Raw genomic sequence first — 26,520 nt, forward strand, 5'->3', positions numbered from 1 at the left:
CACAAATTATTCAGATGTAACCCTTGCCCTGACTTCACCTGATTTTACCCGTACCCGGATAGCGTCGCCGTCTGCAACCTCATCCGGGCTGCGCAAAAATGTTCCGCTCTTTTCCACTGTCACTAGGGAATAACCCCGTTCCAGCGGACTTTCCGGGTCCAGCATCCGCAATGAGGTGGCTGCATTTTCATATTCAGCCAGCTTATCTTTCAGAAATATATCTGCGGCGCGGGAAAATCTGCTTTGCAAAGCTGATAAATCATACTCCATGCGTTCAACCCGCTCTTCACCAAAGACAAAAGCCAAACGGTGAGCCAAAGCTGCGACCGCGTCAGATTTTGCGTTCACAAATTTCACGGAAGCACGGTCCAACCGTTCCGCTTCCTCAGCAAAGGAGGTCAGCAACCGTTCAATGCGTTGCGCTGGAGATAACCAGCTCAGTCCTTTTTGCAGGGTTTCAAGTCCTGATTCACGCACATTCAGAAAATTATCAAAACTACGGACAAGCGAACTGTCCAATTCGTCCACTGTCTGCATCAAGGTCTCCCGACGGAGCCAAAGCTCCTGCGCCGCATGGGTGGGAGTCGCCACTCGCTTATCTGCAACGTAGTCGGCAATGGAAACATCCACTTCATGCCCTACTCCACAGACCACCGGAACAGTGGCCCGAAAAAGAGCGTCCGCAACCTGCTCGGTATTAAAGGCCCAAAGATCTTCCAGCGAACCGCCGCCGCGGATGAGCACCACGACTTCGGCCCAGCCGTCATCATAAACAGCATCAAGGGCCTGAGCAATTTGTCCCGGCGCGAGGTCACCCTGCACCAGTGTGGGATAAATCCTGATCTCCGCTCCGGTGCCGCGAGTTTCGGCAATCTTCAGAAAATCCCGGACAGCTGCACCCGTGGGAGCAGTGACCACTGCCACCCGTTTAGCTGAGCGGGGGATTTCCATCTTGCGGTCTTCGTCAAAATATCCTTTTTCAGCCAGCTTGCGTTTCATGGCTTCGAAGGCAAGCTTCAGATCACCGACGCCCTGCTCCTGCACCAATTCAGCTACAAGCTGATATACTCCACGCGGGGGATAGACATTCATGTGTCCGGCACAGAGTATTTCCATGCCGTCCTCAAGTTCCAACGGGCCACCGGATTCAATTTCCCCGGTCAGCGGATTGATGGACTCTTCACCATCTGTTCCACCCGCACGCTGATTTCCTTTGAACCAGACCACAGATAAGCCCGCATCACCGTCAGTGAGCGTAAAATAAATATGCCCGGACGCAGGCCGGGCCAAGTTCGTAACCTGTCCCCGCACCCAGATAAACGGAAATTCTGTTTCCAGAACATCCTTAACGGCGCGGGTTATGTCAGTTACAGAAAATATCTTCATATTTAAATATAAGGTTGGTACTGCCTAAACAGCACCAACCTCATTGAATTATTTAGCTTCAAGTCCCCATGACTGCCAGATTTCGGCGCGCCATGCTTTGAAAGCTTCAGTAAAACCTTCAAGGGGCAGTTCAATCTTTTCACCGGTCTTACGGTTCTTGGCTTCAACAATACCGTTCTTGAGACCCTTACCGCCGATAACCAGCTGCATGGGATAACCGATCAGGTCAGCGTCAGCAAATTTTACACCCGGACGCTCACTGCGGTCATCGTAAGCTGCGTCGATACCCATTTGCATGAGTTCATTATAAAGCTCTTCAGCTTTCTCGTTCACAGCTTCATCCTTACCTCCGAGTGAGATCACGCAGAGTTCGAAAGGCGCGATGGTCGGAGGGAAGATGGCACCGTTTTCATCATTGTTCTGCTCAATAGCGGAAGCAACAATACGGGAAACGCCGATACCGTAACAACCCATGACCATAGGCTGGGTCTTGCCGTTTTCATCAAGGAAAGTAGCTTCCATGGACTTGGAGTACTTGGAACCGAGTTTGAAAACATGACCGACTTCAATACCCTTGGTGAACTCGATAGCCGCGCCGCACTCAGGGCAGCAATCAGCTTCGGTGATCACGCGCAGGTCAGCGAACTGCTCAATCTTGCAGTCACGGCCAAGGGAAAGATGTTTGATATGGGTATCACCCTTGTTAGCACCGGCAATCCAGTCGGTGGCGGCCAGCAATTCATGGTCAGCGAAAATACGCTCGATTTTAAGACCAACGGGACCGGCAAAACCGACAGGTGCTCCGGTCCATTCCTTGACCTGTTCCTCGCTTGCCATTTCAATTTCGTTACCGCCAACAAGGTTGCGCAGCTTAACGTCATTGAGTTCACGGTCACCGCGTACAAGAGCAGCAACAGGCTCACCGTCAACAGTGAAAAGCAGGGTCTTAACCAGCTTATCCTGCTCTACGCCGAGGAATTCGCAAACTTCTTCCACGGTGTGTTTGCCGGGAGTGGCGACTTCTTCGATTGCGGGGCATTCAGTATTAAGCATGCTTTCGCCAGCAGGAGCCGCAACCTTTGCTTTTTCAAGGTTTGCAGCGTAGCCGCATTTCTCGTCCTTGCAGACTGCGATGGTATCTTCCCCGGTATCGGCCAGCACGTGGAATTCGTGAGAAAAGTCACCGCCGATAGCGCCGGAATCCGCCTGAACGGGACGGAAGTTCAGCCCGATGCGGGAGAAAGCTTTCTTGTAAGCCTCGAACATTCCGCGATAGGATTCTTCTGCACCGGCTTCATCCTTATCAAAGGAGTATGCATCTTTCATGATGAATTCACGCCCGCGCATCAGGCCGAAACGGGGACGGATTTCATCACGGAATTTGGTCTGAATCTGATACAGATTGAGAGGAAGCTGCTTGTAGGATTTTACTTCGCCACGCACAAGGTCGGTAATTACTTCTTCGTGGGTGGGTCCGAGGCAGTAATCACGGCCGTGACGGTCTTTCACGCGCAGCAGTTCCTTGCCGTAGTAATCCCAGCGTCCGGTTTCCTGCCAGAGGTCACCGGGCTGGACCATGGGCATAAGCACTTCCAGTGCGCCCGCACGGTTCATTTCCTCACGCACGATGGCGGCAACCTTGTTCACGGACTTAAGTCCCAGCGGCAGGTAGTTGTAAATACCGCTGGTCAGCTTGCGGATCATACCCGCACGCATGAGCAGTTTATGGGAAACCACTTCCGCTTCGGAAGGGTCTTCTTTCAATGTAGGAATATAGTAACGGCTTAAACGCATTTATTGTCCTCTCTTTTCTTTCAGGAATAATTCTATTTCTTTCATAAATTCAGGCAGCAGGTTCTCATCGCCCTTGACCTTGCGGACGACCTCACCCTTGCGGAAGATAATCCCCAGTCCGCGGCCCCCGGCAATACCGAGGTCGGCCTCACGGGCCTCACCGGGACCGTTGACCACGCAACCCATGACCGCCACGGTGAAAACATCCTCAACACCGCGCAGGTTGTCTTCCACCTTCTGGGCCAGACCGATAAGATCAATCTCGGTACGCCCGCAGGTGGGGCAGGAAACAATCTCAGGCCCGCGTTCACGCAATCCCAGCGAACGCAGGATTTCCCACGCAACGCCAACTTCCGCTACCGGATCATGGGTCAGTGAAACGCGCATAGTATCGCCAAGGCCTTCCCAGAACAGGATACCCAGCCCTACGGAAGATTTGACTGCACCGCGCACCAGAGTTCCGGCCTCGGTAATACCCACGTGTTGCGGGTAATCCACCTTTTCAGCCAGCAGCTTGTAAGCGGCGATAGTGTTCAGCACTGATGAAGATTTCAGGGAAATCTTGGTATTGTAGAAATTTCTCTTTTCCAGCAGAGCCACGTGCTCCAGCGCACTTTCGACCATTGCCTGAGGAGTCGGACCGCCATACTTGGCAAGCAGTGCTTTGTCCAGCGAACCGCCGTTAACGCCGATACGGATGGGGACGTTGCGTTCCTTGGCAGCAGCGACCACGGAATCAACCTTATCCTCGCCTCCGATGTTACCGGGGTTAATGCGCAGGGCATCGATTCCGGCATCAATAGCGGCAAGCGCCAGACGGTAATCGAAATGGATGTCCGCCACCAGCGGAACCGGAGAACCCTTGCGGATCTGCGGCAGGGCCTTGGCAGCTTCTTCGTCCGGCACGGCAACACGCACTATTTCGCATCCGGCTTCAGCCAGTGCGTCAATCTGCGCCCGAGTGGAAAGGGCATCACGGGTGTCGGTGTTGCACATGGACTGGACCCTGATCGGGTTGTCTCCACCAATACCAACGTTCCCGATGAACAGCTCACGGGTCTTTTTTCTATTGATCATTTTTCACCTGATTTATTCAGTTTGGCAGCTAATATAAAAATAACGTGCGCGGTAGCATAATACATATTGTTATAAGAGCCAAGGCTCGCTTTTTCGAGCCTCCGGCGGCCAGAGGGGAAAAACTTTTGCAAAAGTTTTTCCCCTCTGGACTCCCCTTTTCAAAACCTTTTATCAGGCTTCGCGTCCGGGGATAGCAAAATTGTGCCAACGAATAAATTAGATTGGTTAAATCTTATTTTACCCAATTAATTTCGGGACAATGGGCGAAATGGTTTTCACCGAGGAAGGAGCCGGGTGTTTTATTGAACAAACGCGGATGATAGCTGGTCAATTTTTGGGATTCTGGTACGAAGGCCGCAATATCCTGTGCATCCTTGCCCCAGAGGAGCCATTTTGCTGATGCATTTTTCTGCTGGATATACTGCAGAAGTGCAGAGGAGAAATAGCTCCAGATATCAGTATGGCTGCCGGGATTCTCAAGCTGGCAGGTCAAAGCGGTGTTCATGAAAAGCACACCCTCTTCTTCAAGGTGGCTGAAAAGCTTTTTCGGAGGCAGTACCGGAAACGTACCGGATTCAATATCTTTCCTGATATTAGCGATACCTTCAACATCATCAGCCTGAAGAAAGTTCTTATGCAAGAGCTTGAGGATATTGACCAATGAAGCATTGCGCTTCAGCTCACCCCAAGTCTTGATATCACCAACCTCAAAGGCCCTGCCTGTTGCAACACCCATCTGGGGGTAAGGGTCCTGTCCAAGAATAACTACCTTCATATTAGAAAGATCGGTCTCACAGAAACGCAGAACTTTATCAGCATTGGGTGTAAAATCCTTACCAATGGAAGAACTGATTTTATCAAGTTCCATCATCTGCGGAAGGGTAAAAAATCCACGCCAGGATTCATGAACATCATAACTGGACAAACAAAAATTAACTCTCATAAATCTATCTCTCTTTAACTTTTAAAACCCCAAGCCCCTACTAGGGATTCCAAAGGGGCTGAGCTCCTTTGGCCGCCGGAGGCGAAATCAAATATCAAAAGCGCGAAGCGCATCATAACTGTTCTTTAAAAATATCCCATGGAAGTAAGCTGTTCCAGATTGCGCTCTTTTTCTGCACTGCGCCCTTCGCGTTCAGTCATTCCGCCTTTTGCAGTGCAAGGCTGACAGCCGAGTGAACGGTAGCCTTGACCATATAGTTCACAGTGCGGAATCTGATGCATGGTAATAAAAGACCAGATATCCATCTCTGTCCATTCGAGTATCGGATTGAGCAGAGTGTGGTCAGGATCATCACGCACTTCCATATATCTTCGCCCAGCCCTGCTGGGATGCTCGTCGCGACGAATTCCGGTGATAAGCAGGTCAATTTCAAATTCATCTATGGCCTTTTGCAAAGGCTTAATCTTCAGATCAGCGCAGCACTTCACCGGATTTTCTGCAACGGGATAGCTGGAGAGGTCCACTTCAGGCCTGATGATTTTAACATCCACGCCCCATTGCAAAGCAATGCGATCCCGGAAAGCCATCACTTCTGAAAACTTTATCCCGGTATCAATGGACAAAGCCTGAGGAACCAGTACCAGAGAAGCTTCCTTTCCTTTATTCTTAAGAACCTCTCGCCAAAGGGCCAGCACCACAGTGGAATCCTTGCCCCCGGTCCAAGCCACGGCAATCCGTTCCGGAGGATACATTTCCAGCATACCGGACATCAAGCCGGCACTGTGAGCAACTTTCTCATCAAGCGGTGAGGTTGCATTTATTCCAGTCAAAATAAGACTCCTTAACAAAAGTGGTTCCCTTGTTGCCTGAAATGCGGCTTTTTGCAAGCCGGGCCTGATTGTGAGTTCAAATGCCATAAATTGTAAAGCTTGCGTTTTTTACTTGCATTTCACAGCTGACAGCTATATGCCCTACCTCGCCATAAATAGAAGCACACTCTTGCCCAGAGAGCTGATATACTCAATTCATCTTGATTATTCTGCGCCATGCTTCATTTTTCTACATAATTCATAATCAAGGAGCAGCTTATGTACTGTCCTGAAAACATACAGGGGAAAACGGTCATCGGCTGGAGGGAATGGGGAGCTTTCCCGCAATTGAATATTCCGGCTATCAAATTTAAAACTGATACCGGGGCGAAGACTTCCTGCCTTCATTCTTTTCAGCAGGACTTTTTTGAACGTGACGGAAATAAATGGATCAGATTTGGTATCCATCCGATTCAGAAGCGTACCGACATTGAAATTTTTTGTGAGGCCCCGGTTATTGACTTCCGTACAGTCACCAACTCCGGGGGCGTAAGTGAAGAGCGCCCAGTAATCGTTTCACAGCTCGTTATGGGTGATATGAGCTGGAACATTGAACTGACACTTACGAATCGAGATTCCATGAAATTTCGGATGCTTTTGGGCAGAACAGCAATGGAAGACCGACTTCTTGTCGATCCTGACGCATCATATCTGCTGGGCAGAAAGCACGCTGCTGAATTTTACAAATAAAAATTTCGGGAGGCACGAATGAAAATCGGCATCCTTTCCCGCAAACGGGAACTATACTCTACTAATTCACTTGTGGAAGCCTGTAAGGCACGTGGACATGAAGTGCGGGTCATCAACCCCCTGCGCTGCTACATGAACATCACTTCTCACAACCCCAGTATCCTTTACAAAGGGGAAAAACTTGAGGGATTTGATGCTATCATCCCGCGTATCGGCGCATCCATCACTTTTTACGGTTGTGCGGTAGTACGCCAATTTGAAATGATGGGTGTTTACTGCGTCAATGAATCCGTAGCCATCACCCGCTCCAGAGACAAGCTTCGCAGCCTGCAGCTGCTGGCCCGTAAAGGTATCGGACTTCCCGTGACAGCCTTTGCCCACTCAACTCAGTATACTGAAGACCTGATTGATATTGTGGGCGGCGCCCCGCTGGTTATCAAACTGCTGGAAGGAACACAGGGCAAGGGAGTTGTGCTTGCGGAAACCAGAAACACCGCAGCCAGTATCATTGAGGCCTTCAAAGGCCTTGAAGCGAACATACTTGTACAGGAATTTATATCTGAAGCATCCGGTTCGGACATCCGCTGCCTTGTAGTCGGAGGCAAGGTTATCGCTTCCATGAAAAGACAGGGCCGCGAAGGAGATTTCCGTTCCAACCTTCATCAGGGCGGATCTGCCAGTCAGGTAAGAATCACACCTGAAGAGCGCTCCACCGCAGTTCGCAGTGCCAAGATCATGGGGCTGGGTTTCTGCGGGGTTGATATCCTGCGTTCAAACCACGGTCCGGTAGTCATGGAAGTAAACTCCTCCCCCGGACTTGAAGGTATTGAAAACACAACAGGAATCGATGTTGCCGGTAAGCTTATCGACTACATCGAAAAAAATGCGCAGCCCGGAAAAACCAAGACCAAAGGTAAAGGCTAGCAAACCTCTTCTATAAATTTGAAAGGCCCCCGAATCCATCGGATACGGGGGCTTTTTTGCGCATTTCGAATCATGCATATTTCTTAATAATTCTTTATTTGCTCTTAATAAATACTGGCCGAAACATTGCTTTGCTTAAGGCAACCTTAAATCTTTTAAACAAAAGGAGTGTTTTTATGGTCACAATTGATTCACTAGGCAGCTCAGCTTCAACAGGTGTGTTCAAATTGAACCAGAACGAACAAGACGAACAGCGAAAAACCATAGATGAACGTCTAAAAGACGGTGATACCGTCAAAATTTCAGCTGAAGCCATGGAGTTGTTCAAATCAAAAATGGAAGAATACGGTGCCCAGAACCCCGGAGACCTTACTAAGGAACAACGCGAAGACTTGAAAGATACCATGGAAAGTTTTGCCGAGGAAAACGGTATAGACCCGGAAAATATGCCCCGCCCAGGAGGGCGGCCCAGTGGCATGCCTCCCGGAGGAATGCCTCCGGATGGAGAAGGAGGTGCCCCCGGTGGAGGAATGGGCGGCGGTGAAGAAAACCAGCAAGCCAGTGCCATGGCAGGGGCAGGGGCAGGAAAGCAAGCTGGAGCCGCCGAAGGCTCAGCAGCTTCCTCCTCAAGTGAGAGCAGTGATGTAGAAGATAAGGAAGACGAGATCGAAAAACTTGAATCCGAAATCCAGCATCTTCGCTCACAAGCTGACAACGATGAAAAAGCCGCAAAAGAACTGAAGACAAAGGAAGTGGAACTTGCTGCACTTCAAGCCGAACTTGCCTTGCTGGAAAGCCAAAGCGCATAGCTTTAACTCCCCACTTGAAGACGAAAAGGCCCCCGCATCCATCGGATACGGGGGCCTTGATTTATACTAAGGCTTTTACAGCAACTTGGTTACTCGTGGGAATAATCAAGCTCAGAAAGCTGCTTGAGCATTTTGTATCTCTTCAGGCAATCCTTTTCGATACCGGCACGCATGGTCTTGGATGCTTCGGGCATCATGCGCTCGAGCATTGCGTAACGGTTTTCGCCGGAAAGGAATTCCTGCAGAGTTCCGTCAGGTTCTTTGTACTCAACAACCAGCGGGTTCTCGCCGTTTTCTTCGCGGCGGGGGTCGAAGCGGTAAAGCGGCCAGTAGCCGGACTCAACTGCGAGCTGACCTTCGAGCTGGGTTTTACCCATACCCTTGCGGATACCCTGGTTGATGCAGGGAGCGTAAGCAATGATCAGGGAAGGTCCGGGGTATGCTTCTGCTTCGAGGAAAGCCTTCATTACCTGATTCTTGTTAGCGCCCATGGAGACGGAAGCAACATAAACGTAGCCGTAGCTCATCATCATGCGGCCGAGGTCTTTCTTGGAAGTATGCTTACCGCCAGCGGCGAACTTGGCAACGGAACCGAGCGGAGTTGCCTTGGATGCCTGACCACCGGTGTTGGAGTATACTTCGGTATCCATAACGAGGATGTTGATGTCCTTGCCGGAAGCGAGAACGTGGTCAAGACCGCCGAAACCGATGTCGTATGCCCATCCGTCACCACCGAAGCACCATACGGACTTCTTGGTGAATATGTCTTCCTGCTCTTCGATTTCGAGCAGCAGGTCATAGTTGTCAGCTTCTACAGCAAGGAGTTCACGCAGCTGGTCACCGTATTCGAGGGACTTGGCAGCGTCATCCTTGTTTTCGATCCAGCCTCTAAGAGCTGCTTTCAGTTCATCAGTAATGTCCAGATCAAGAGCCTGTTCCATCTGCATTTTCAGACGGTTACGGCGGTTAGAAATGGCCATTTCCATACCGAAGCCGTATTCAGCAGCATCTTCGAACAGGGAGTTACCCCAAGCAGGACCGTGACCTTCAATGTTCTCGCAGTAAGGAGTGGAAGGTGCGGAAGCGCCCCAGATGGAGGAACAACCGGTAGCGTTGGCAATGATCATGCGCTCACCGAAGAGCTGGGTGAGAACCTTGACGTAAGGAGTTTCACCGCAACCGGCACATGCACCGGAGAATTCCATCAGAGACTGCTGGAACTGGCTGCCCTTAACGCTGGTGCGGGGCAGGATGCGATCCTTGAAGGATACGATTTCGGAGAAGTCGTAGTTGGGAACTTCTTTTTCGGTCTGGGTAGCCAGAGGCTTCATAACCAGAGCTTTTTCCTTGGCGGGGCAGATATCTGCGCAGTTACCGCAACCCTGACAGTCAAGGGTATTGACCTGCATGCGATACTTGAGGCCTTCCATGCCTTTGCCCTTGGCTTCCATGGTTTCAAAGCTCTCAGGTGCAATCTTCATTTCTTCTTCATCTACGAGAACAGGGCGCAGGGCGCTGTGCGGGCAGACAAAGGAGCACTGGTTACACTGGATGCAGTTGTCAATGATCCACTCGGGAACCATGATTGCAACACCGCGCTTTTCAAAACGGGAAGTACCCATGGGGAAACGTCCGTCAGGAGAGAAAGCGCTGACCGGGAGATCGTCACCTTTCTGGGCGAGAATGGGCTTGACTACGTCAGTGATGAATTCAGGTTCGAAGGATTCGACTGCTTCTTCATCTTCTGCGGTAGCCCAGCTTTCGGGATATTTGATTTCAATCAGATTTGCTTCGGCCTGATCAACGGCAGCGTTGTTCATGTTGACGATCTTCTCGCCCTTCTTGCCGTAAGCTGTCTGAATGGATTCTTTCAGGTATTTGACTGCATCTTCAAAAGGAATAACGTTTGCCAGTTTGAAGAAAGCGGTCTGCATAACCATGTTGATACGTCCGCCGAGTCCTACTTCACCGGCAATCTTAACACCGTCGATTACGTAGAACTTGAGATTGTTCTGAGCAATCTTGCGGCGCAGTTTTGCGGGCAGCTCAGATTCCAGTTCTTCAAGGCCCATGCTGGTGTTCAGCAGGAAGGTACCGCCTTCACGAATACCGTCCAGCAGATCGTAAAGCTTTACATAGCTGGGGTTATGACAGGCGATGAAATCGGAGATTTCAACAAGGTAAGTGGACTTGATGGGGCTCTTACCGAAACGCAGGTGGGATACGGTGATACCGCCGGACTTTTTGGAGTCATAGGCAAAGTAACCCTGTGCGTACATATCGGTTTTATCACCGATGATTTTAATGGCCTGTTTGTTTGCGCCGACAGTACCGTCAGAACCGAGACCCCAGAACTTGCACTGAACAGTGCCTTCAGGAGTGGTATCGAGATTTTCGCCGATTTCAAGGGAAAGGCGGGTAACATCGTCGTTGATACCGATGGTGAAGTGATGTCTGGGAGCCAGAGACTTCATGTTGTCGTAGACAGCCTTGATCATGGAAGGAGTGAATTCCTTGGAACCGAGGCCGTAACGTCCGGCATAAACAGGCAGGTCGATGTTCATTTCCTTAAGCGCGGTGCAGACATCGAGGTACAGGGGATCACCGATGGCGCCGCCTTCTTTGGTGCGGTCCAGAACAGTGATCTGCTGGCAGGTTGCGGGGATAGCGCGACCAAGATGTTCGATGGAGAAAGGACGGTACAGGCGGACTTTTACCAGACCGACTTTCTGACCTTCAGCAACGAGATGCTCAATGGTTTCCTCAATGGCTTCGCAGCCGGAACCCATGGCAACAATGATGTCTTCCGCTTCAGGATGACCGACATAGTCGAAAAGTTTGTATTCACGACCGGTGATTTCCTTAACCTTAGCCATTGCGTCTTCAACATAACCGGGAACAGCATCACGGTAGGGGTTGATTGCTTCAGTGGCCTGGAAGTAAATATCAGGGTTCTGGGCGGTACCGCGGGTATGCGGATGCTCAGGGTTCAGAGCGCGGTCGCGGAAGTCACGGACTTTATCCCAGTTAAGGGCTGCAGCCATATCTTCGTAATCGATCAGTTCGATCTTCTGAACTTCGTGGGAAGTTCTGAAACCGTCGAAAAAGTGAACAAAAGGAATGCTGGATTCAACGGTAGCGAGGTGGGAAACCAGCGCGAGGTCGAGAGCTTCCTGAACAGAGTTGGAAGCAAGCATTGCAAATCCGGTCTGACGACAGGCCATTACGTCCTGATGGTCGCCGAAGATGGACAGGGCCTGTCCTGCAACTGCGCGTGCGGATACATGGAAAACAGTGGGAAGAAGTTCACCCGCAATCTTGTACATGTTGGGGATCATCAGCAGCAGACCCTGAGATGCAGTGAAGGTACAGGAAAGGTTACCTGCAGCCAGCGCACCGTGCAGAGCACCGGCAGCACCTGCTTCGGACTGCAACTCGCGGACTTCCATGGTGGTATCGAAAATATTCTTCAGACCCTGAACAGCCCACTCGTCAGCCAGTTCGGCCATGGGGGATGACGGGGTAATAGGATAGATGGCTGCTGTTTCACACATAGCGTAGGCTACGTAGGAAGCGGCTTGGTTACCATCCATGGTTTTCATTTTTTTTGCCATTACATTATTCTCCGTGTCTTTATGGTTGGGAAGGCGTGCGTCGAAAAGTGTAGCACATGACTATACGCGTTGCCTACCCGTATTTCACTGCTTCCGGGCTGATAAATGCAAAAAAGTTGGTCAGCCGTTCAAAATGCCTGAAACACCGGCACTTCCAAGGTTCATATCCGGCCTTGAGACCAGATCCCCCCTTTGGAAGTGCATTCAATCACACAAAAAATATTTTAAAAGATTACTCCCTCCCGGCTTGATTTTCCTGCCGATCTTTCTCTGCAATAGCCTGAATAGCGGTGATCGCCACAGTGTTGACAACATCACGCACTGTGCATCCGCGGCTCAGGTCGTTGACCGGTTTTTTCAAGCCTTGCAAAACCGGGCCGATGGCAACAGATTCCGGCTGCGACCGCTGCACGGCCTTGTAGGTATTGTTCCCGGTATTTAAATCTGGAAAAATCAAAACAGTGGCCTGCCCGGCAACTTCACTATCCGGCATGAGCTCGGAAGCAACATCCGGGTCCACGGCAGCATCAAACTGCAACGGGCCTTCCACCGCAATTTCAGGTGCTATTTTACGTACCAGTTCAGTAGCCTCTTTTACCTTATCCACAGAACGCCCCTTGCCGGACTCCCCGGTAGAATAAGAAAGCATGGCAACTTTTGGTTCGATGCCGAAAATCTTCGCTGTGTGGGCGGAACTGACGGCAATTTCAGCAAGTTCCTGCGCATTGGGATTCGGGTTCACTGCGCAGTCACCGTAAACCATGACCCTATCATTCTGACACATGAGAAACACACTGGAGACAATGGAAAAACCGGGTTTGGTCTTAATAAACTCAAAAGCCGGGCGGATGGTCTGTGCTGTAGTGGTGATTGAACCGGAAACCATTCCGTCAGCCACTCCCGTATACACCATCATGGTCCCGAAATAAGTGGGATCGCTCATGCGGTCACGGGCATCATCCTTTACAATGCACTTATGCTTGCGCAACTCGTAATACTCATCAACAAAAAGCTCAAAATGCTCTGACTTTACCGGATCAACAATTTCAATACCGTTCAGGCTGATTCCGATATCCGAGGCAGTCTTCCTGATCTCATCCTCGTTTCCGAGCAGGGTGAGTTTCACAACATCCCTGCGACGCAGAATATCCGCAGCCCGCAGGATACGTTCCTCCTTGCCTTCAGGAAGAACTATGCGCTGCTTGTTCTCACGCGCCTTATGCAGCAGGGTGTGCTCAAACATATATGGTGTGATCTTTGTGGAACGGCTGGATACAAGTTTTTGCTGCAACTCATGCGAATCCACACAAGTTTCGAAAAGTCCCATGGCCGAGAGCACCTTAACCTGATTTTCTGGATCGATTTTACCGTGCAGGCCTCGCAGGATCTGGGCGGTTTTATGAGTATGGCCCGGAGCAACCAGAATAGGCAGAGGAACACCCTTCCACCCTTCTATTAAATGATGGACGGTCATGGCCGGTTTGATTCCGCCGGTCAGCAGGATTCCGGAAACATTGGGGTAAGCATCAGAAAGACGCGAAGACAAACTGGCAAGAATGATGTCCGACCGGTCTCCGGGAGTAATAATCAGACTGCCGTCTTTGACATATTTAAGAAAATTCTCAATCTGCATGGCCGCGACTACATAGTTGTCGATGGGCGTATCAAGACGCTCTCGGCCGTAAAGCACCCGGCAATCCAGCCACTTAACAACGTCAGACATGGTCGGATTACCCAGCCTTTTATCATCGGGCAGAACGTAGACCAATGGATGACTCTCGCTCTTGAGACAGCGCCTCAACCGTTCTCCGAGATCAGGAGAAAATTCCCTTGCAGCCCTGTTCACCATGACAGAGATGACATCCAGCCCTTTTTCCTCAAACATTGCCACGGTCCGGTTGGCAAGATCGCAGATTTCATCTTCATAACTGTCCATGGCATTGAGCACAGCCAGAACAGGACAACCTAGATTACTGGCAACATCGAGGTTTATCTCAAATTCAACTGCCGCCTCGCCGCCGAGGTAGTCAGTTCCCTCGCAGAGCACGAAATCGTAATTTGCTTCCAGCGCCTTGAACCGGTCAAGAATGTTTTCCATCAGCAAGGAATGCTTGCCGTCATTGAGCAGGCGGGTAGCCTCACTCTGGGTATATGCATAGGTAGTTTTATATTCCTGCGGCAGTTTAAAATGACGCAGAATAAGATCAATATCGTGGTCACGTTCACGGAAGTTGTCGTGAATGATGGGCCTGAAAATCGCAACCTTGCGCAGATGGGTCAACAGCAGTTGCATAACCCCGAGAACAATTGCTGATTTTCCGCTCCGGGCCTCTGTTGCCGCAATGTATAAGCTCTTAGACATTCTTTCTCCTGAATTCAGTTACTGCGTGGGAATTTACTAATACCAAATCTTTTATTTTTAATCACGTCTATGAGGTAACGGAAAAAGCGTCGTCTGCCAGACGTTTAAGAAAGTGCTGGATGTAAAGAGCAAGACAAAGCAGATGGTGCTTTATGAAACATCTGGTTCGGAGACACCCGGCAGCGGCCACAAGAGGTGCTGATGAGGTCCGCCGTGCTGCCTTGAATATAAGCTGCAACCCTTTGTAGCGCTAAAAAGGCAAACAGGTCGTGACCCTGCCGGAGGATGCTTGCGGGACATCCGGTGTCTCCCGGTCCGAATTTCGGACGCAGATATGGAATCCACAACCATACGGCTGCAGAGAAATTTCAAAGAAATATTTTAAATACCGTGAAAAATCATTTTCCGGGCGGAACTGGCCGCCCGGAAACGTAGGGGGTGTTACTTAGGCATAACAGCCCAGTCTGGGAGGACACTTAAATTGACGCCCCAAAGAACCGGAAGCAGGTAGACCACCGAGAGGGTAATCAGGACTGCACCGATCATGTTGAGCCAGAATCCAGCCGAAGCCATCTGTTTGATGCTCACACAGCCGGAACCGAAAACAACAGCGTTGGGCGGAGTCGCAACCGGAAGCATGAATGCAAAGGAAGCGGCAACACAGGCACCAACGATGGTGGCAAAAGGATGCACGCCCATGGCGATTGCCGCACTACCCATAATAGGTACGAGCAAGGTCGCGGTGGCAGTATTGGATGTGATTTCAGTTAAGAAAATGGTTATCAGAACTACTATGGCAACAAACATCAGGAGGGTCATGCCGTCGAGCAAGGTCAACCTTGATGCAATAAAGCTTGCCAGACCGGTCTTTGAGAATCCGTTGGCAATTGCCAGACCACCACCAAAGAGCAGAATTACGTCCCAAGGAATTTTAACTGCGGTTTTCCAATCAAGCAGGAACTCTCCTTTCTTAAAATTGGTAGGAATAGCAAACAGAATCAATGAACCAAGAATACCGATGGTAGCATCGTGCACATAACCGAAGTTAGGCCAGAAATCCTTCACCAGAGGTTTCATGAATCCCCGGGACAACCAGAATGCTGCAACGAAACAACCGACAATAACGATATACTTCTCTTCCTTGGACATGGGGCCAAGGGCTTCGATTTCTTTATTAATGATGGCTTCACCGCCGGCAAGTTCCAATCCTTTGGAAGGGAAAAGAACCTTGGTCAACAGCCACCATGAAACACCGATCATGATTGCGGCAAGAGGTACACCGTAAAGCATCCACTGGCCGAAACCGATATGAACACCATACATTTTGTCCACCATACCGACCATTACGGTATTCGGAGGAGTACCGATGATGGTACCGACACCACCCATGGAAGCAGCATAGGCGATACCGAGCATGAGACATTTGCCGAAGTTGGATTCAGGACCTGCATTGGCGCAGGCTTTAAGATCTTTGGAATCAAAACCGGTAGCCTGCTGGATAACAGCAAGACCGATGGGAACCATCATCATGGTTGTCGCGGTGTTGGAAACCCACATGGAAAGGAAACCGGTGGCGATCATGAATCCGAGGATCATGCGTCCGGGGCTGGTTCCCACGGCTTTAATGGTATGCAGTGCTATGCGCCTGTGTAGATTCCATCTTTCCATGGTTACAGCCAGAAAGAAGCCACCCATAAACAGGTAAATAAGATGGTTAGCATAAGGAGCACAAGCCGCTGCGGATTTAACAACACCCAGCAGCGGAAATAAGGCAATAGGAATTAATGATGTTGCCGGAATAGGAATGGCTTCGGTAATCCACCAGATAGCCATCAGGGCCGTTACTGCCGCAACTTTCCACGCTGCTGGTTCCATCCCCGAAGGAACGGGCATGAAAAGCATGATCAGAAAAACAATCGGGCCTAAGAAAAAACCGATTTTACGTCCGTTACCACTGTCTTGTTTATCGCTCATAGTCCCTCACTTGAGCTTGTGGCCTCCCCACGGAAAAATGTTCCCCTCTGCCCCGAAAATGATAGGCACATCAAAAACGGGTTGTCAGCGCTTCGGAAAACACCTGCCTGATCCGCAAGGACTGCCGATACTTTACATACAGGACCTCATCACCATTTGTACCCTCCCGGTCCCGAAAGACCGGGAGGGGTTGTTCTTACAAATTATTCAAGCAGAACTAGAGATCTAAATCATAGGTCTCGAGAAACTCTCCGACGCGTTTTCTGGAAGCAGCCAGACGTTCGCGCAGTTCTTTCTTGTATTCTTCGATATCGATCTTCTTGCGGGCTACACCGGTGTCCATTGCAGCCTGTGCAACAGCAGCAGATTCCCATTCGATCAGACGCAGGTCGAGCGGTTTGGGAATGATGTAATCAATGCCGAACTCAAGCTTATCCACACCATAAGCTTCGCAGACGTAATCCGGAGCCGGTTCTTTTGCCAGAGCAGCAAGAGCAGTTGCTGCAGCAATCTTCATTTCTTCATTGATAGCACTGGCGTTTACATCAAGTGCACCGCGGAAGATGAAGGGAAAACCGAGAACGTTGTTAACCTGGTTGGGGAAGTCGGAACGTCCGGTACCCATGATTGCGTCAGGACGTGCTTCCTTGGCATCGGTATAGGAGATTTCGGGATCAGGGTTCGCACAGGCGAAAATGATCGGTGAGTCAGCCATGGATTTAACCATGTCCTTGGTAACCATTCCCTTTACGGAAAGGCCGAGGAAGAGGTCAGCACCCTTCATTGCGTCTGCAAGGTCTTTGTATTCCTTGTCAGTTGCAAACTGCAGCTTCTGCTCATTGAGTCCTTCACGGCTCTTGTTAATGTGGCCGCGGGAGTCAAACATGGCAACGTTTTCACGTTTGATACCCAGAGACATGTAAAAGTTGGTGCAGGCCACAGCCGCAGCACCTGCGCCGGAAACAACCAGGCGCATATCTTCGATTTTCTTCCCTGTGATTTCAGCAGCGTTGATCAGTCCTGCACCGGAAATAATCGCGGTACCGTGCTGGTCATCGTGGAAAACCGGAATATTCATTTCTTTTTTAAGCTTTTCTTCAATGTAGAAGCATTCAGGAGCCTTGATGTCTTCGAGGTTGATACCGCCGAAGGTAGGTTCGAGGGCTTTTACGATGTTGCAAAGCTCATCGGGATCAGTAACGTTGAGGTTGATATCGTAAACGTCGACGTCTGCGAAAACCTTGAAGAGAACGCCCTTACCTTCCATAACCGGTTTACCGGCTTCGGGACCGATATTACCGAGACCGAGAACGGCAGTACCGTTGGAAACAACCGCAACAAGGTTTCCACGACCGGTATAGAGATAGGATTTTTCTTTATCTTCAGCAATTTCCTTGCAGGCTTCGGCAACACCGGGGCTGTAAGCCATGGAAAGGTCTTTCTGGGTATTGCAAGGTTTTACGGGAACGACTTCCACTTTACCTCTTCTACCTTTGGAATGATAATCGAGAGCTTCCTGTTTAGTGAAAAGAGCCATAAGTATTCTCCTTAATTAGTCGGTTGCAAATTCCGACGTTTACTCGAGACCGGCCGCCTTACGATCGGGGACGGCATACAATTCACCACCGTGAGTATCATTGATGACCAGCAGGGGAAAATCCTCGACGGTCAATTCACGGATGGCTTCGGGACCCAGTTCATCAAATGCGATCACTTTCGCTTCCTTGATGCACATGGAAAGCAGAGCACCAGCACCTCCGGTAGCTCCGAAATAAACGGCTTTGTAATCCTTTAAGGCCTGCTTGACGGAATCATTACGCTTGCCCTTGCCGATGCTGGCTTTCTGGCCGAGGCTGTGCAGCCGGGGTGCGTAAGTATCCATGCGGTAACTTGTGGTCGGACCTGCGGACCCGATAGGCCTGCCCGGAGGGGCCGGACTGGGACCGACGTAGTAAACGACCGAACCTTTCAAATCGAACGGAAGTTCCTCTCCTTTATCAAGCAGGTCGCAAAGCCTTTTGTGTGCAGCATCGCGGGCGGTATAGATAGTTCCGGTCAGTTTGACCACATCTCCGGCCTTGAGCTGAACCATATCTTCATCAGTAAGCGGGGTGGTGAGTTTGTATTCAGCCATTAGAGTTCCACCTCCTCGTGCCTTGAAGAATGGCACTGGATGTTCACCGCCAGCGGCAGAGACGCAATGTGGCAGGGACGCATTTCGATCTTCACGTCAAAGACGGTGGTCTTGCCGCCCAGTCCCATGGGACCGATACCGAGTTTGTTGATCTCTTCCATAAGCTCGGCTTCCAGCTTGGCAATCTCAGGATCGGGATGGGGCTCGCCCACTTTACGCATCAGAGATTTCTTAGCCAGCAGTGCCGAATATTCAAAGGTTCCACCCACGCCGATACCGACCATGGTCGGGGGACAGGGGTTGGGTCCGGCTTCGGCAACACGCTCGATGACGAACTTTTTGATGCCTTCCCAGCCCTGAGCAGGTGCAAGCATGGTCACCCGGCTCATGTTCTCGGAACCGCCGCCCTTGGCCATGAAAGTAATTTTGATCTTGTCACCGGGGACAATATCAAAATGGATAATGGCCGGGGTGTTGTCCTTGGTATTAGCACGTGTTAGGGGATCACAGGCAGACTTGCGCAGGAATCCTTCCTCGTAACCTTTACGGGTACCTTCGTTGATGGCGTCACGGATGTTCATACCTTCTACACGAACATCTTCACCCATTTCAACGATAAAGACAGCCAATCCGGTATCCTGACAGAGAGGAAGTCCTGATTCTGCAGCCAGTTCCCAGTTTTCTTTGATCTGCCTGAATACTTCCTTGGCAGCCGGGGAATCCTCGGCTGCAGCGCATTCATTGAAACGCTTTTTCACGTCTTCAGGCAGGTAGCGGTTCGCGCTTACGCACATTTTCGCCACGGCATCGATAACCTGTTCAGCTTTAATGGTACGCATAGCTTACTTCCTGAATATTTCCTTGATTGCGGTGATACCCATCTTGCGGCGCAGGAAACCGAGCTGGTTCTGCAGCGGAAGATTCTTGGGACAGACATCTTCGCAGCCGAGCAAGCCCATGCAGCCGAAGATACCTTCATCATTACCGATAATCTCAAAGTAATCGCGGTCGGTACGCTGATCGCGAGGATCGACTACGAAACGGGCCACGCGGTTCAAGGATGCAGCACCGAGGAAGTCGTCACGAAGGCGGGCGGTACCGCAAGCGGCAACACAGCAACCACATTCAATGCAGCGCTCCAGTTCGTAAATCTGCTCGGCAACCTCGTTTTCCATACGCTCTTCAAGGGCATTGGGATCAAAGGTTTTGTTGGTATGAATCCATGATTCTGTGGTCTGGTACATTTCCCTGAACCAGATACCGGTATCAACTGAAAGGTCACCGATCAGCTTATATACGGGCAGGGGCAGCAAGGTAATGCGTTCAGGCAGGTCAACAGTTTTGGTCTGGCATGCCAGACGGGGTTTGCCGTTGACCACCATGGCACAGGCACCGCAGATGCCCGCACGACAGCAGAAGTCAAAAATCAGGCCGGGGTCCTGCTCCTCGCGCAGACGGTTCAGCGCGATAAACAGGGTCATGTTCTCGGTTTCATCCAGCACATAGGTCTGCATGTGCGGAACCGACCCCTTATCCTGAGGATTATAGCGGAATATATCAAATTCGAGTTGTCTGCTCATTTTAATATCCTTATCAGGGGTTATTTCTTGATCATCTTGGCTTCAATCTCGGCCTTGTCGGCTTCGATGATGGACCCGCCGCCGTAACCACGGTCTCCCGGAGGAATCTCGTAACAGGGAGTAGCGTCTTCGTACTGCAGTTCAGGCATATCAGCGCCTTCACGCCAGTAAGCCAGAGTACGATTCAGCCAATTCTTGTCATCACGAGCGGTGTAGTCCTCGCGGTTATGGGAACCACGGCTTTCAGTACGTTCAAGAGCAGCCTTGGCAATACACAAGCCCAGTTTGACCTGACCTTCGATCTTAAGGGCCGCAGCCAATTCATGGTTTGCACCAAGACCGTTGGAAACCAGACCGACCTTACGGGCCTTTTCAAGAGTACCCTGCAGAGTATCAATACATTTTTTGAGTCCGGCATCGTTTCTGAATACAAAACAGCCTTCCATGAGAGCATCCTGCATTTCTTCGCGAACCCTGTAGACATTTTCCTTACCGTTGGCACCGCTGCGCAGCTTCTCAATACGATCCTGCTGCTTGCGAACAGCTTCAGCAACCAGGGAAGTTTTGAAATCGGTCTCGTAGCCCTTGAGGAATTCAACGATTTTGGAACCGATGATACCACCTGCAACAACGGTTTCAGCGAGTGAGTTACCGCCGAGACGGTTAAAGCCGTGCATATCCCAGCATGCAGCTTCACCGGCAGAGAACAGACCCTTGAGGCCGTAAACCGCGCCATCTTTATTGGTACGCACGCCAGCCATGGTGTAGTGCTGAGTCGGACGGACCGGGATGAGCTGTTTGCGGGGGTCAACGTTAAGGAAGTGATGGCAGATTTCATCTACTTCACGCAGTTTAGTGGAGATATGTTTGTCTCCGAGATGGCGGATATCCAGCCAGAGGTGTTCACCGTAAGCGGATTTAACACCCTTGCCCTGACGCATATGGTGAGTCATCCAGCGGGAAACAACGTCACGGGAAGCCAGCTCGGCCTTTTCCGGTTCATAAATGTTCATGAACCTTTCTTCGTTGACGTCGAGGAGCGTTCCGCCGTCACCGCGACAACCTTCTGTTACCAGAATATCGGTAGGCACGATTCCGGTGGGGTGGAACTGAATGGCTTCCGGGTTACCTATAGGTACTACACCGGTATCGTGGGCAATAATGTGCCCGCCGCCATCACAGATTACTGCGTTGGTAGTTGCTTTATAGATACGTCCGAAACCGCCTGTGCAGATGGAAGTTGCCTTGGAAAGGTACACTTCCAGCTCGCCAGTTCTCAGACAACGGACAACCGCACCGGTACATTTATCGCCGTCATGGATGAGGGAGATAGCTTCCTTGCGGTCAAAAACATTAATCCCGAGTTCGGCACAGCGGTTATCCATAGTACACATAACCGCATGTCCTGTTCCGTCGGAAGTGTAGCAGGTACGCCATTTAGCGGTACCGCCGAAGGAACGGGCCGTAATCAGGCCGCGCTTTTCTTCTTTCTCTTCTTTTTCAAATTTCTCGCCACCTTTGAAATAGAAGGATTTACCGGGAACAACTCGGTTCCAGGGCACACCCCAGTGTGCAAGTCTGCGCATCTCAATGGGAGCTGCGTCTGCGAAAAGACGGGCCACTTCCTGGTCACAGCCCCAGTCGGAACCGCGAACAGTGTCGCCGAAGTGGACGTCTACGTTGTCTCCCTCGCCCTTGGCACAGTTACCCAGAGCGGCCTGCATGCCGCCCTGTGCTGCCGATGAATGAGACCGGCGTGCCGGGACAATTGAGAGACAGATTACATCAAAACCTTCCTGGGCCGCCTCCACAGCCACGCGCTCGCCCGCCAATCCGGCGCCGATAACAAGGAGATCAGAGTAATATGTTTGCATTTAAGAACCCCGTTTAACTTAAAGTGATGAACCTGATCAGGGTGATGATGCCGATAACCATAAAGGTCGCAAAGAGAATGGATTCAAGCTTCTTGGCCTGCTTCCGGTTCTCAGTCCTGATAAATCCCCATTTAACACCGATGCGGTAGAAACCGACGCTGACATGAAGCTCAACGCAGGGCAGAAGAACCAGATAGAAGAGCATCCATCCGCCTTCAGCTACACGGGCCGCCGACTTCGCGGCAGTAATGGGAAGATCATTGAGCACAACCCACATGTGAATGGCACCCATTACGAGGATGACCATTGCGGTCACGGCCTGCACAACCCAAAGCCAGGTGTCACGATGCTTCAGCATCTGTGCATGCTGCAATATGGTTGCCTGCCCTTCCGTACGGAAAGGTATCTTTCTCGCCGCCAGAGCGAAATGTAGCAAAAAAGTTAAGAAAATCAAAGGGCCGCCGACCTGCGCCATGTATGTTGCTTCAAAAAAATACGCAATGGCGTTCATAATCTTGGGCGAAATGACTACTGAGGAAACCAGAATCATGTGACACCACATAAAAGCCACAAGTCCGGCACCAGTAAGCATTTGCAGCCAGTCGAGGACCGCATCCCTTTTCCCTGGACGCGCCACGTGCATACCTACATTTACAGCCATAATCATCCTCCTTTGACGGAATTTCTCCCGCATTAATGGATTACCAACATGACCTCATCAGCATGAGTACTGTGGTACTGACCCGTTACCGATCGCAAACCGGCAACTCCACTTCCCAGAAAACCATCCGGACTCATGTCCGGCCGCCGGACTAAATACCCGGCTTAAAAGGCATAATCCCCTTAATAGGGAATATTTTCGAAAATGGATAAAGGAACCTGTGCAATGAGCAAGCTGAATTAACCGTTTCCGCAAGCGAAAACGGGCTGTTTGTATAGCTGTGTGCAGAGAAAGGAATTATGGAAGCCGAACATTGAGTTGTCCCGGAGCAGGCGGGGACTTGATCGGCAGAAGATTTAAAGGAATGAAAGAAAGAGAGGCAATGTAACAACAGCAAAAAGGACTGGCTCAAAAACCGTGAACGGCTCTGGAGACAAACCTTTCCTGAATCTGCAAGAACAGGTCCCACCCCACCCTTTGCAGATATGTTTTGACTGAACACTGGCATACATCCCCCGGCACCCGAAGAACGAGAAGTGCAGACATGAGCACCAACACATCTTCGGAGAGATTTAAAATCAACCAGATCACAAAACCTGTAAATCACATTGTCAAATATACGGCTACTTCACTCTGTATGGACTGTTTCACCATTTGGTTGTAATCTTTCTAACACCACTTAATTGGCTGGTCAATCAATTTCGAAAAATTTATTGACAAGTTAGTGAAATTTTGCACTAACCCACAAGTGGCACCAGACTTAAAAAAATAACACCCACCTAACACCTCATTAATACACAAGTATTTTAACAAAGACCAAAACTAACATTTCCTCTTCTAACTTAAAATCCGTCAAAACAGCCATAAAAATATTTTTAAAAGTAATAAAGCTAACAATATTCAACCTTGTTAATTTTTCTATTGAGTACTAATGAAAAATATGAAAGTCAGAATCTGGCTTCAATAGCGGTCCTTTTTACCGCTTGAAACGGTCCTATGGACACATTCTCATAACCGCCTGTAGATACGGTTTTCTTGCTGACAATCCGTACCCGCGACAGACTAATAACGGAGCCGCCCTTATGAGCAAAAAAGAAAGAATCCTGCTAGCCGCACAAGAGCAATTCGGTGAACACGGCTACACTGCAACCACACTGAAAATGGTTGCCGACCATGCTGGAGTGGCTTCCGGACTTGTGTCTCACTACTACGGCAACAAAGATAATCTCTTTCTCGAGTCAGGACGAGAATTAATCGACCAGATGCTGAGAATACTCACTGACAAAGCAAAAGAAGGAAAAAACGGCCTTGAATCATTAGGAATATTCGTTCAAGCATATTTTGATTTCACCATAGCCAACAGGACAACCTTTCCGACCCTACTGCGCAGCTCTCCTTTCAGCGATGAGTATCCGCACCTTGACCGCACCCACATTGCAGACAAGTTCAAGCAACTGATAGATCGCATTGAAGAATACATCAGTCAGGGAATTGAAGACGGCTCCATCATGGAAGTGCCGCTGCCACATACATCATATCTGGTATACGGAAACATAGTCGGTGCAGTACGTACCGAATTTCTGACCCCTTTCCAGATCGACAATCTTTTCAAAGAAGCATGCAAATTCATAATTCGAAGCTTAGCCAAAACCTGATCCGGTTCAATATTCCCCTGTTGATGGGGGCGGTCTTTGCCGCTTCCATGGGGACCGGAGTTTTCACTTTCACCCTGCCCCTGATGAATCTCGACGAAAAAGCGGGAGGCATGTGGCTGGGCAGCGGTTTTGCGGGGTATTTTCTTGCGAAACTGTTAATTGCTCCCCTTTCCGGAAATTACGCCGATACACACGGCAGTTCCAAACCATTGCTTATCTCCTGCGGATTGGCCTTCCTGCTTCCATTGCTTTATCTTCTCCACCCGGCCATCGAAACACTTTACGCGATCCAATTCATCCTCGGAATCTGCGCCGGAACAGTGCGTACGGTAAGCATGGCCGCCATCGGTGCCTCCTTGGGCGGAGACAAGCTTTCCTCCCGTTTTGCAATACTTTCGGCAGTGATGAACTCTTCCTTCCTGCTCGGCCCATTGCTGGGAGGCCTATTATATATAGATAAGGATTACCTGCCTGTACTGGGAGCCATGTCCGCCTTCATGGGACTTGCCTTCATAATTTTCTCACTATGCACCAAGCACTTCCCCACCCATACGGTAGAACAGGATTCAGCTGGGGACATAACCCCACGCCGGTTCCTGAGCATCATGACTGCCCTTTTCGGACGGGGAATGGGTATAGGCAGCATGATCGCCTTTTATCCGGTGCTGCTTAAGTCTGCCCTGCAGCTAAGCCCCGGCAGTACGGCATTACTCTTTTCCATTCCAAGCCTGACTACAGTTTTGCTGCTGCCCATTCTTGGAAAGCTGCTGGCCGGATTTGAACGCAGACTGACAACCTCTGCCGGCATGCTCATAAGTGCGTTGGCCCTCTATATTCTCGGAGGTTGCTCTACGATTCCCGGCTTTATGTTTACCGGAATCCTCTCCGGCATAGGTGCTGCCATCTCAATGCCTGCATCAATGGCTATATGCTCGGAACTAGGCTGTGCAAAAGGCAGGGCTTTAGGCTTAGCCAACATGGCAGCAAATATCGGATTTATGGCCGGACCTCTTTTCTGCGGGATGATGGTAAGTGCCAGCGGTCAAATAAGCACTCCCTTCAGACTAACGTCCATAATCGGAGCCGTAAGCTCCCTCTTCATATTATATGAAGGTCTGAACCGGAAAGGATTCAAGAAATCCGGCCTTGCCGTCATCATAATCAGCGCATTGAGCCTACTCACTCTTGTTCCGTATAGCCTAAAACAAAACCACCTCCCGCAAATCTACCGCTACAGTGACGTCGCCATGGGAACCGTTGTCAACTTGACCATCCCCGGCGGAGACAATTCAGCTACTCGAAAAACCGCCAAAGAAACCGTTGCCATAATGCACCACCTGCAAAAGGACCTCGACCACCGCAACAAAAGAGGTTCCGTAGGCAGGATCAACCATGAATCCGGCAGAAAATCCGTGCGGGTATCGGACAAGGCGTTTGCAACCATCAAACGCGGCCTTGAAATCAGTGAAAAATCCGGCGGAAGTTTCGACATAACGATCGGTGCCATTACCACCACCCCGTTTTACTACGCCTTGGATAAAAGCCGCTTTGCCGGACATAAAGACCTGATTAATTACAGGCTGCTGGAAATTGATCCCTCTGAAAACAGGATCTACCTGCCCAAAAAAGGCATGGCCCTCGATCTGGGCGGCCTTGCCAAGGGGACTATCATTGATGCTGCCGCGAATCACCTGAAATCTTCCGGTATCAAGACCGCCATGGTCGAAGCCGGAGGAGATTTCATGGTCTTCGGTGAACGGGAATGGACCATCGGCATCCGCAATCCACGCGGAGAAGGAATCATCGGACACATCAAGGTAAAAAACAGTGCTGTCTGCGGATCCGGTGATTATTATCAATTCATCACCCCGGTATCCAAGGATGACAAAGCCCGTAAACATCACATTTTCGACCCGGCACTGCTGCAATCATCCGCTGAAAGTATCGCCACGACTACCGTGGCCCCTGATGCTGAAACAGCCGATGCCTTGGCAACAACCGTATTCATCATGGGGCCAAAAAAAGGGACTGAATTTATTAAAAAACACTTCCCAGACTGCTCGGCTATGTGGATTCTGCCTGACATGAGCATCGTGACCACAAAAAACTTCCCTTCTATTGTTTTAAACAAACGTCAATAATATTAAATAATTAAACAAACCAAAGCAGACTTA

Annotated in this window: 19 protein-coding genes; 5 read left to right on the forward strand and 14 right to left on the reverse strand. The window is 50.2% G+C overall.

The features are described 5' to 3' along the window. Positions 1 to 6: 6 nt before the first annotated feature. From xseA to ACKU40_RS12110, 5 genes are all read right to left on the reverse strand, one after another. Positions 7 to 1,386, reverse strand: coding sequence for an exodeoxyribonuclease VII large subunit (gene xseA, locus ACKU40_RS12090; protein ID WP_320173049.1), 1,380 nt, complete (start codon positions 1,384 to 1,386; stop codon positions 7 to 9). 48 nt (positions 1,387 to 1,434) lie between these two features. Next, complete coding sequence (locus ACKU40_RS12095) at positions 1,435 to 3,180, reverse strand: proline--tRNA ligase (protein ID WP_320173050.1); 1,746 nt, start codon at positions 3,178 to 3,180, stop codon at positions 1,435 to 1,437. Further along, a complete protein-coding gene (ispG, locus tag ACKU40_RS12100) occupies positions 3,181 to 4,257 on the reverse strand; it encodes a flavodoxin-dependent (E)-4-hydroxy-3-methylbut-2-enyl-diphosphate synthase (protein ID WP_320173051.1) in 1,077 nt (358 codons plus the stop codon). A gap of 232 nt (positions 4,258 to 4,489) precedes the next feature. Continuing rightward, positions 4,490 to 5,200, reverse strand: coding sequence for a uracil-DNA glycosylase (locus ACKU40_RS12105; RefSeq protein ID WP_320173052.1), 711 nt, complete (start codon positions 5,198 to 5,200; stop codon positions 4,490 to 4,492). A gap of 125 nt (positions 5,201 to 5,325) precedes the next feature. Continuing rightward, positions 5,326 to 6,030, reverse strand: a complete 705-nt coding sequence (locus ACKU40_RS12110; protein WP_320173053.1) for a phosphoadenosine phosphosulfate reductase family protein — start codon at positions 6,028 to 6,030, stop codon at positions 5,326 to 5,328. Positions 6,031 to 6,288: 258 nt separating this feature from the next. On the opposite strand from ACKU40_RS12110, the gene ACKU40_RS12115 reads away from it, so the two are divergent. From ACKU40_RS12115 to ACKU40_RS12125, 3 genes are all read left to right on the forward strand, one after another. Next, on the forward strand, positions 6,289 to 6,759 hold the full coding sequence (locus ACKU40_RS12115) for an ATP-dependent zinc protease (RefSeq protein ID WP_320173054.1): 471 nt from the start codon (positions 6,289 to 6,291) through the stop codon (positions 6,757 to 6,759). Between the two features lie 18 nt (positions 6,760 to 6,777). Then, on the forward strand, positions 6,778 to 7,683 hold the full coding sequence (gene rimK / locus ACKU40_RS12120) for a 30S ribosomal protein S6--L-glutamate ligase (protein WP_320173055.1): 906 nt from the start codon (positions 6,778 to 6,780) through the stop codon (positions 7,681 to 7,683). Positions 7,684 to 7,859: 176 nt separating this feature from the next. Beyond that, positions 7,860 to 8,492, forward strand: a complete 633-nt coding sequence (locus tag ACKU40_RS12125; protein WP_320173056.1) for a hypothetical protein — start codon at positions 7,860 to 7,862, stop codon at positions 8,490 to 8,492. A gap of 89 nt (positions 8,493 to 8,581) precedes the next feature. Here ACKU40_RS12125 and nifJ read toward each other — a convergent pair whose 3' ends face one another. The 9 genes from nifJ to ACKU40_RS12170 all read right to left on the reverse strand — a co-directional run bounded on the left by nifJ (position 8,582) and on the right by ACKU40_RS12170 (position 22,691). Next, positions 8,582 to 12,106: a pyruvate:ferredoxin (flavodoxin) oxidoreductase gene (gene nifJ, locus ACKU40_RS12130; protein WP_320173057.1), complete on the reverse strand. Its 3,525-nt coding sequence runs from the start codon at positions 12,104 to 12,106 to the stop codon at positions 8,582 to 8,584. A gap of 232 nt (positions 12,107 to 12,338) precedes the next feature. After that, the gene (gene pta / locus ACKU40_RS12135) at positions 12,339 to 14,468 is read right to left on the reverse strand and encodes a phosphate acetyltransferase (protein WP_320173058.1); all 2,130 of its coding nucleotides are present in this window, start codon (positions 14,466 to 14,468) and stop codon (positions 12,339 to 12,341) included. A 441-nt stretch (positions 14,469 to 14,909) separates the two neighbouring features. Beyond that, positions 14,910 to 16,442, reverse strand: coding sequence for a DASS family sodium-coupled anion symporter (locus ACKU40_RS12140; RefSeq protein WP_320173059.1), 1,533 nt, complete (start codon positions 16,440 to 16,442; stop codon positions 14,910 to 14,912). Positions 16,443 to 16,659: 217 nt separating this feature from the next. Further along, the gene (locus tag ACKU40_RS12145; RefSeq protein ID WP_320173060.1) at positions 16,660 to 17,979 is read right to left on the reverse strand and encodes a malic enzyme-like NAD(P)-binding protein; all 1,320 of its coding nucleotides are present in this window, start codon (positions 17,977 to 17,979) and stop codon (positions 16,660 to 16,662) included. Between the two features lie 39 nt (positions 17,980 to 18,018). Further along, a complete protein-coding gene (locus ACKU40_RS12150) occupies positions 18,019 to 18,576 on the reverse strand; it encodes a Fe-S-containing hydro-lyase (RefSeq protein ID WP_320173061.1) in 558 nt (185 codons plus the stop codon). Then, positions 18,576 to 19,415, reverse strand: coding sequence for a fumarate hydratase (locus tag ACKU40_RS12155; protein WP_320173062.1), 840 nt, complete (start codon positions 19,413 to 19,415; stop codon positions 18,576 to 18,578). Before ACKU40_RS12155 ends, ACKU40_RS12150 begins: the two co-directional genes overlap by 1 nt. 3 nt (positions 19,416 to 19,418) lie before the next feature. Then, entirely contained in the window at positions 19,419 to 20,156 is a 738-nt protein-coding gene (locus ACKU40_RS12160) for a fumarate reductase iron-sulfur subunit (protein WP_320173063.1), read from the reverse strand. A gap of 20 nt (positions 20,157 to 20,176) precedes the next feature. Continuing rightward, the gene (locus ACKU40_RS12165; RefSeq protein WP_320173064.1) at positions 20,177 to 22,030 is read right to left on the reverse strand and encodes a fumarate reductase flavoprotein subunit; all 1,854 of its coding nucleotides are present in this window, start codon (positions 22,028 to 22,030) and stop codon (positions 20,177 to 20,179) included. A gap of 13 nt (positions 22,031 to 22,043) precedes the next feature. Continuing rightward, positions 22,044 to 22,691 carry a succinate dehydrogenase/fumarate reductase cytochrome b subunit gene (locus tag ACKU40_RS12170; protein WP_320173065.1) on the reverse strand — a complete coding sequence of 216 codons (648 nt, stop codon included), beginning with the start codon at positions 22,689 to 22,691 and terminating at the stop codon, positions 22,044 to 22,046. A gap of 1,082 nt (positions 22,692 to 23,773) precedes the next feature. Here ACKU40_RS12170 and ACKU40_RS12175 point away from each other — a divergent pair. Together ACKU40_RS12175 and ACKU40_RS12180 are read left to right on the forward strand one after the other, a co-directional pair. Continuing rightward, a complete protein-coding gene (locus tag ACKU40_RS12175) occupies positions 23,774 to 24,346 on the forward strand; it encodes a TetR/AcrR family transcriptional regulator (protein WP_320173066.1) in 573 nt (190 codons plus the stop codon). Next, positions 24,310 to 26,487, forward strand: a complete 2,178-nt coding sequence (locus ACKU40_RS12180; RefSeq protein ID WP_320173067.1) for an MFS transporter — start codon at positions 24,310 to 24,312, stop codon at positions 26,485 to 26,487. The genes ACKU40_RS12175 and ACKU40_RS12180 overlap by 37 nt, the downstream gene beginning before the upstream one ends. Positions 26,488 to 26,520: the final 33 nt, after the last annotated feature.

This window comes from Maridesulfovibrio sp., from assembly GCF_963666665.1.
Taxonomy (GTDB): domain Bacteria; phylum Desulfobacterota; class Desulfovibrionia; order Desulfovibrionales; family Desulfovibrionaceae; genus Maridesulfovibrio.

What these genes read in the sequence shown, in the direction of transcription:
- ACKU40_RS12165 (WP_320173064.1), bottom strand. Translation starts at nt 22,030, where the DNA reads ATGCAAACATATTACTCTGATCTCCTTGTTATCGGCGCCGGATTGGCG.
- rimK (WP_320173055.1), top strand. Translation starts at nt 6,778, where the DNA reads ATGAAAATCGGCATCCTTTCCCGCAAACGGGAACTATACTCTACTAAT.
- ACKU40_RS12150 (WP_320173061.1), bottom strand. Translation starts at nt 18,576, where the DNA reads ATGGCTGAATACAAACTCACCACCCCGCTTACTGATGAAGATATGGTT.
- ACKU40_RS12160 (WP_320173063.1), bottom strand. Translation starts at nt 20,156, where the DNA reads ATGAGCAGACAACTCGAATTTGATATATTCCGCTATAATCCTCAGGAT.
- ACKU40_RS12175 (WP_320173066.1), top strand. Translation starts at nt 23,774, where the DNA reads ATGAGCAAAAAAGAAAGAATCCTGCTAGCCGCACAAGAGCAATTCGGT.
- ACKU40_RS12115 (WP_320173054.1), top strand. Translation starts at nt 6,289, where the DNA reads ATGTACTGTCCTGAAAACATACAGGGGAAAACGGTCATCGGCTGGAGG.
- pta (WP_320173058.1), bottom strand. Translation starts at nt 14,468, where the DNA reads ATGTCTAAGAGCTTATACATTGCGGCAACAGAGGCCCGGAGCGGAAAA.
- ACKU40_RS12145 (WP_320173060.1), bottom strand. Translation starts at nt 17,979, where the DNA reads ATGGCTCTTTTCACTAAACAGGAAGCTCTCGATTATCATTCCAAAGGT.
- nifJ (WP_320173057.1), bottom strand. Translation starts at nt 12,106, where the DNA reads ATGGCAAAAAAAATGAAAACCATGGATGGTAACCAAGCCGCTTCCTAC.
- ACKU40_RS12125 (WP_320173056.1), top strand. Translation starts at nt 7,860, where the DNA reads ATGGTCACAATTGATTCACTAGGCAGCTCAGCTTCAACAGGTGTGTTC.
- ACKU40_RS12105 (WP_320173052.1), bottom strand. Translation starts at nt 5,200, where the DNA reads ATGAGAGTTAATTTTTGTTTGTCCAGTTATGATGTTCATGAATCCTGG.
- ACKU40_RS12095 (WP_320173050.1), bottom strand. Translation starts at nt 3,180, where the DNA reads ATGCGTTTAAGCCGTTACTATATTCCTACATTGAAAGAAGACCCTTCC.
- ACKU40_RS12170 (WP_320173065.1), bottom strand. Translation starts at nt 22,691, where the DNA reads ATGGCTGTAAATGTAGGTATGCACGTGGCGCGTCCAGGGAAAAGGGAT.
- ACKU40_RS12155 (WP_320173062.1), bottom strand. Translation starts at nt 19,415, where the DNA reads ATGCGTACCATTAAAGCTGAACAGGTTATCGATGCCGTGGCGAAAATG.
- ispG (WP_320173051.1), bottom strand. Translation starts at nt 4,257, where the DNA reads ATGATCAATAGAAAAAAGACCCGTGAGCTGTTCATCGGGAACGTTGGT.
- ACKU40_RS12140 (WP_320173059.1), bottom strand. Translation starts at nt 16,442, where the DNA reads ATGAGCGATAAACAAGACAGTGGTAACGGACGTAAAATCGGTTTTTTC.
- ACKU40_RS12180 (WP_320173067.1), top strand. Translation starts at nt 24,310, where the DNA reads ATGCAAATTCATAATTCGAAGCTTAGCCAAAACCTGATCCGGTTCAAT.
- xseA (WP_320173049.1), bottom strand. Translation starts at nt 1,386, where the DNA reads ATGAAGATATTTTCTGTAACTGACATAACCCGCGCCGTTAAGGATGTT.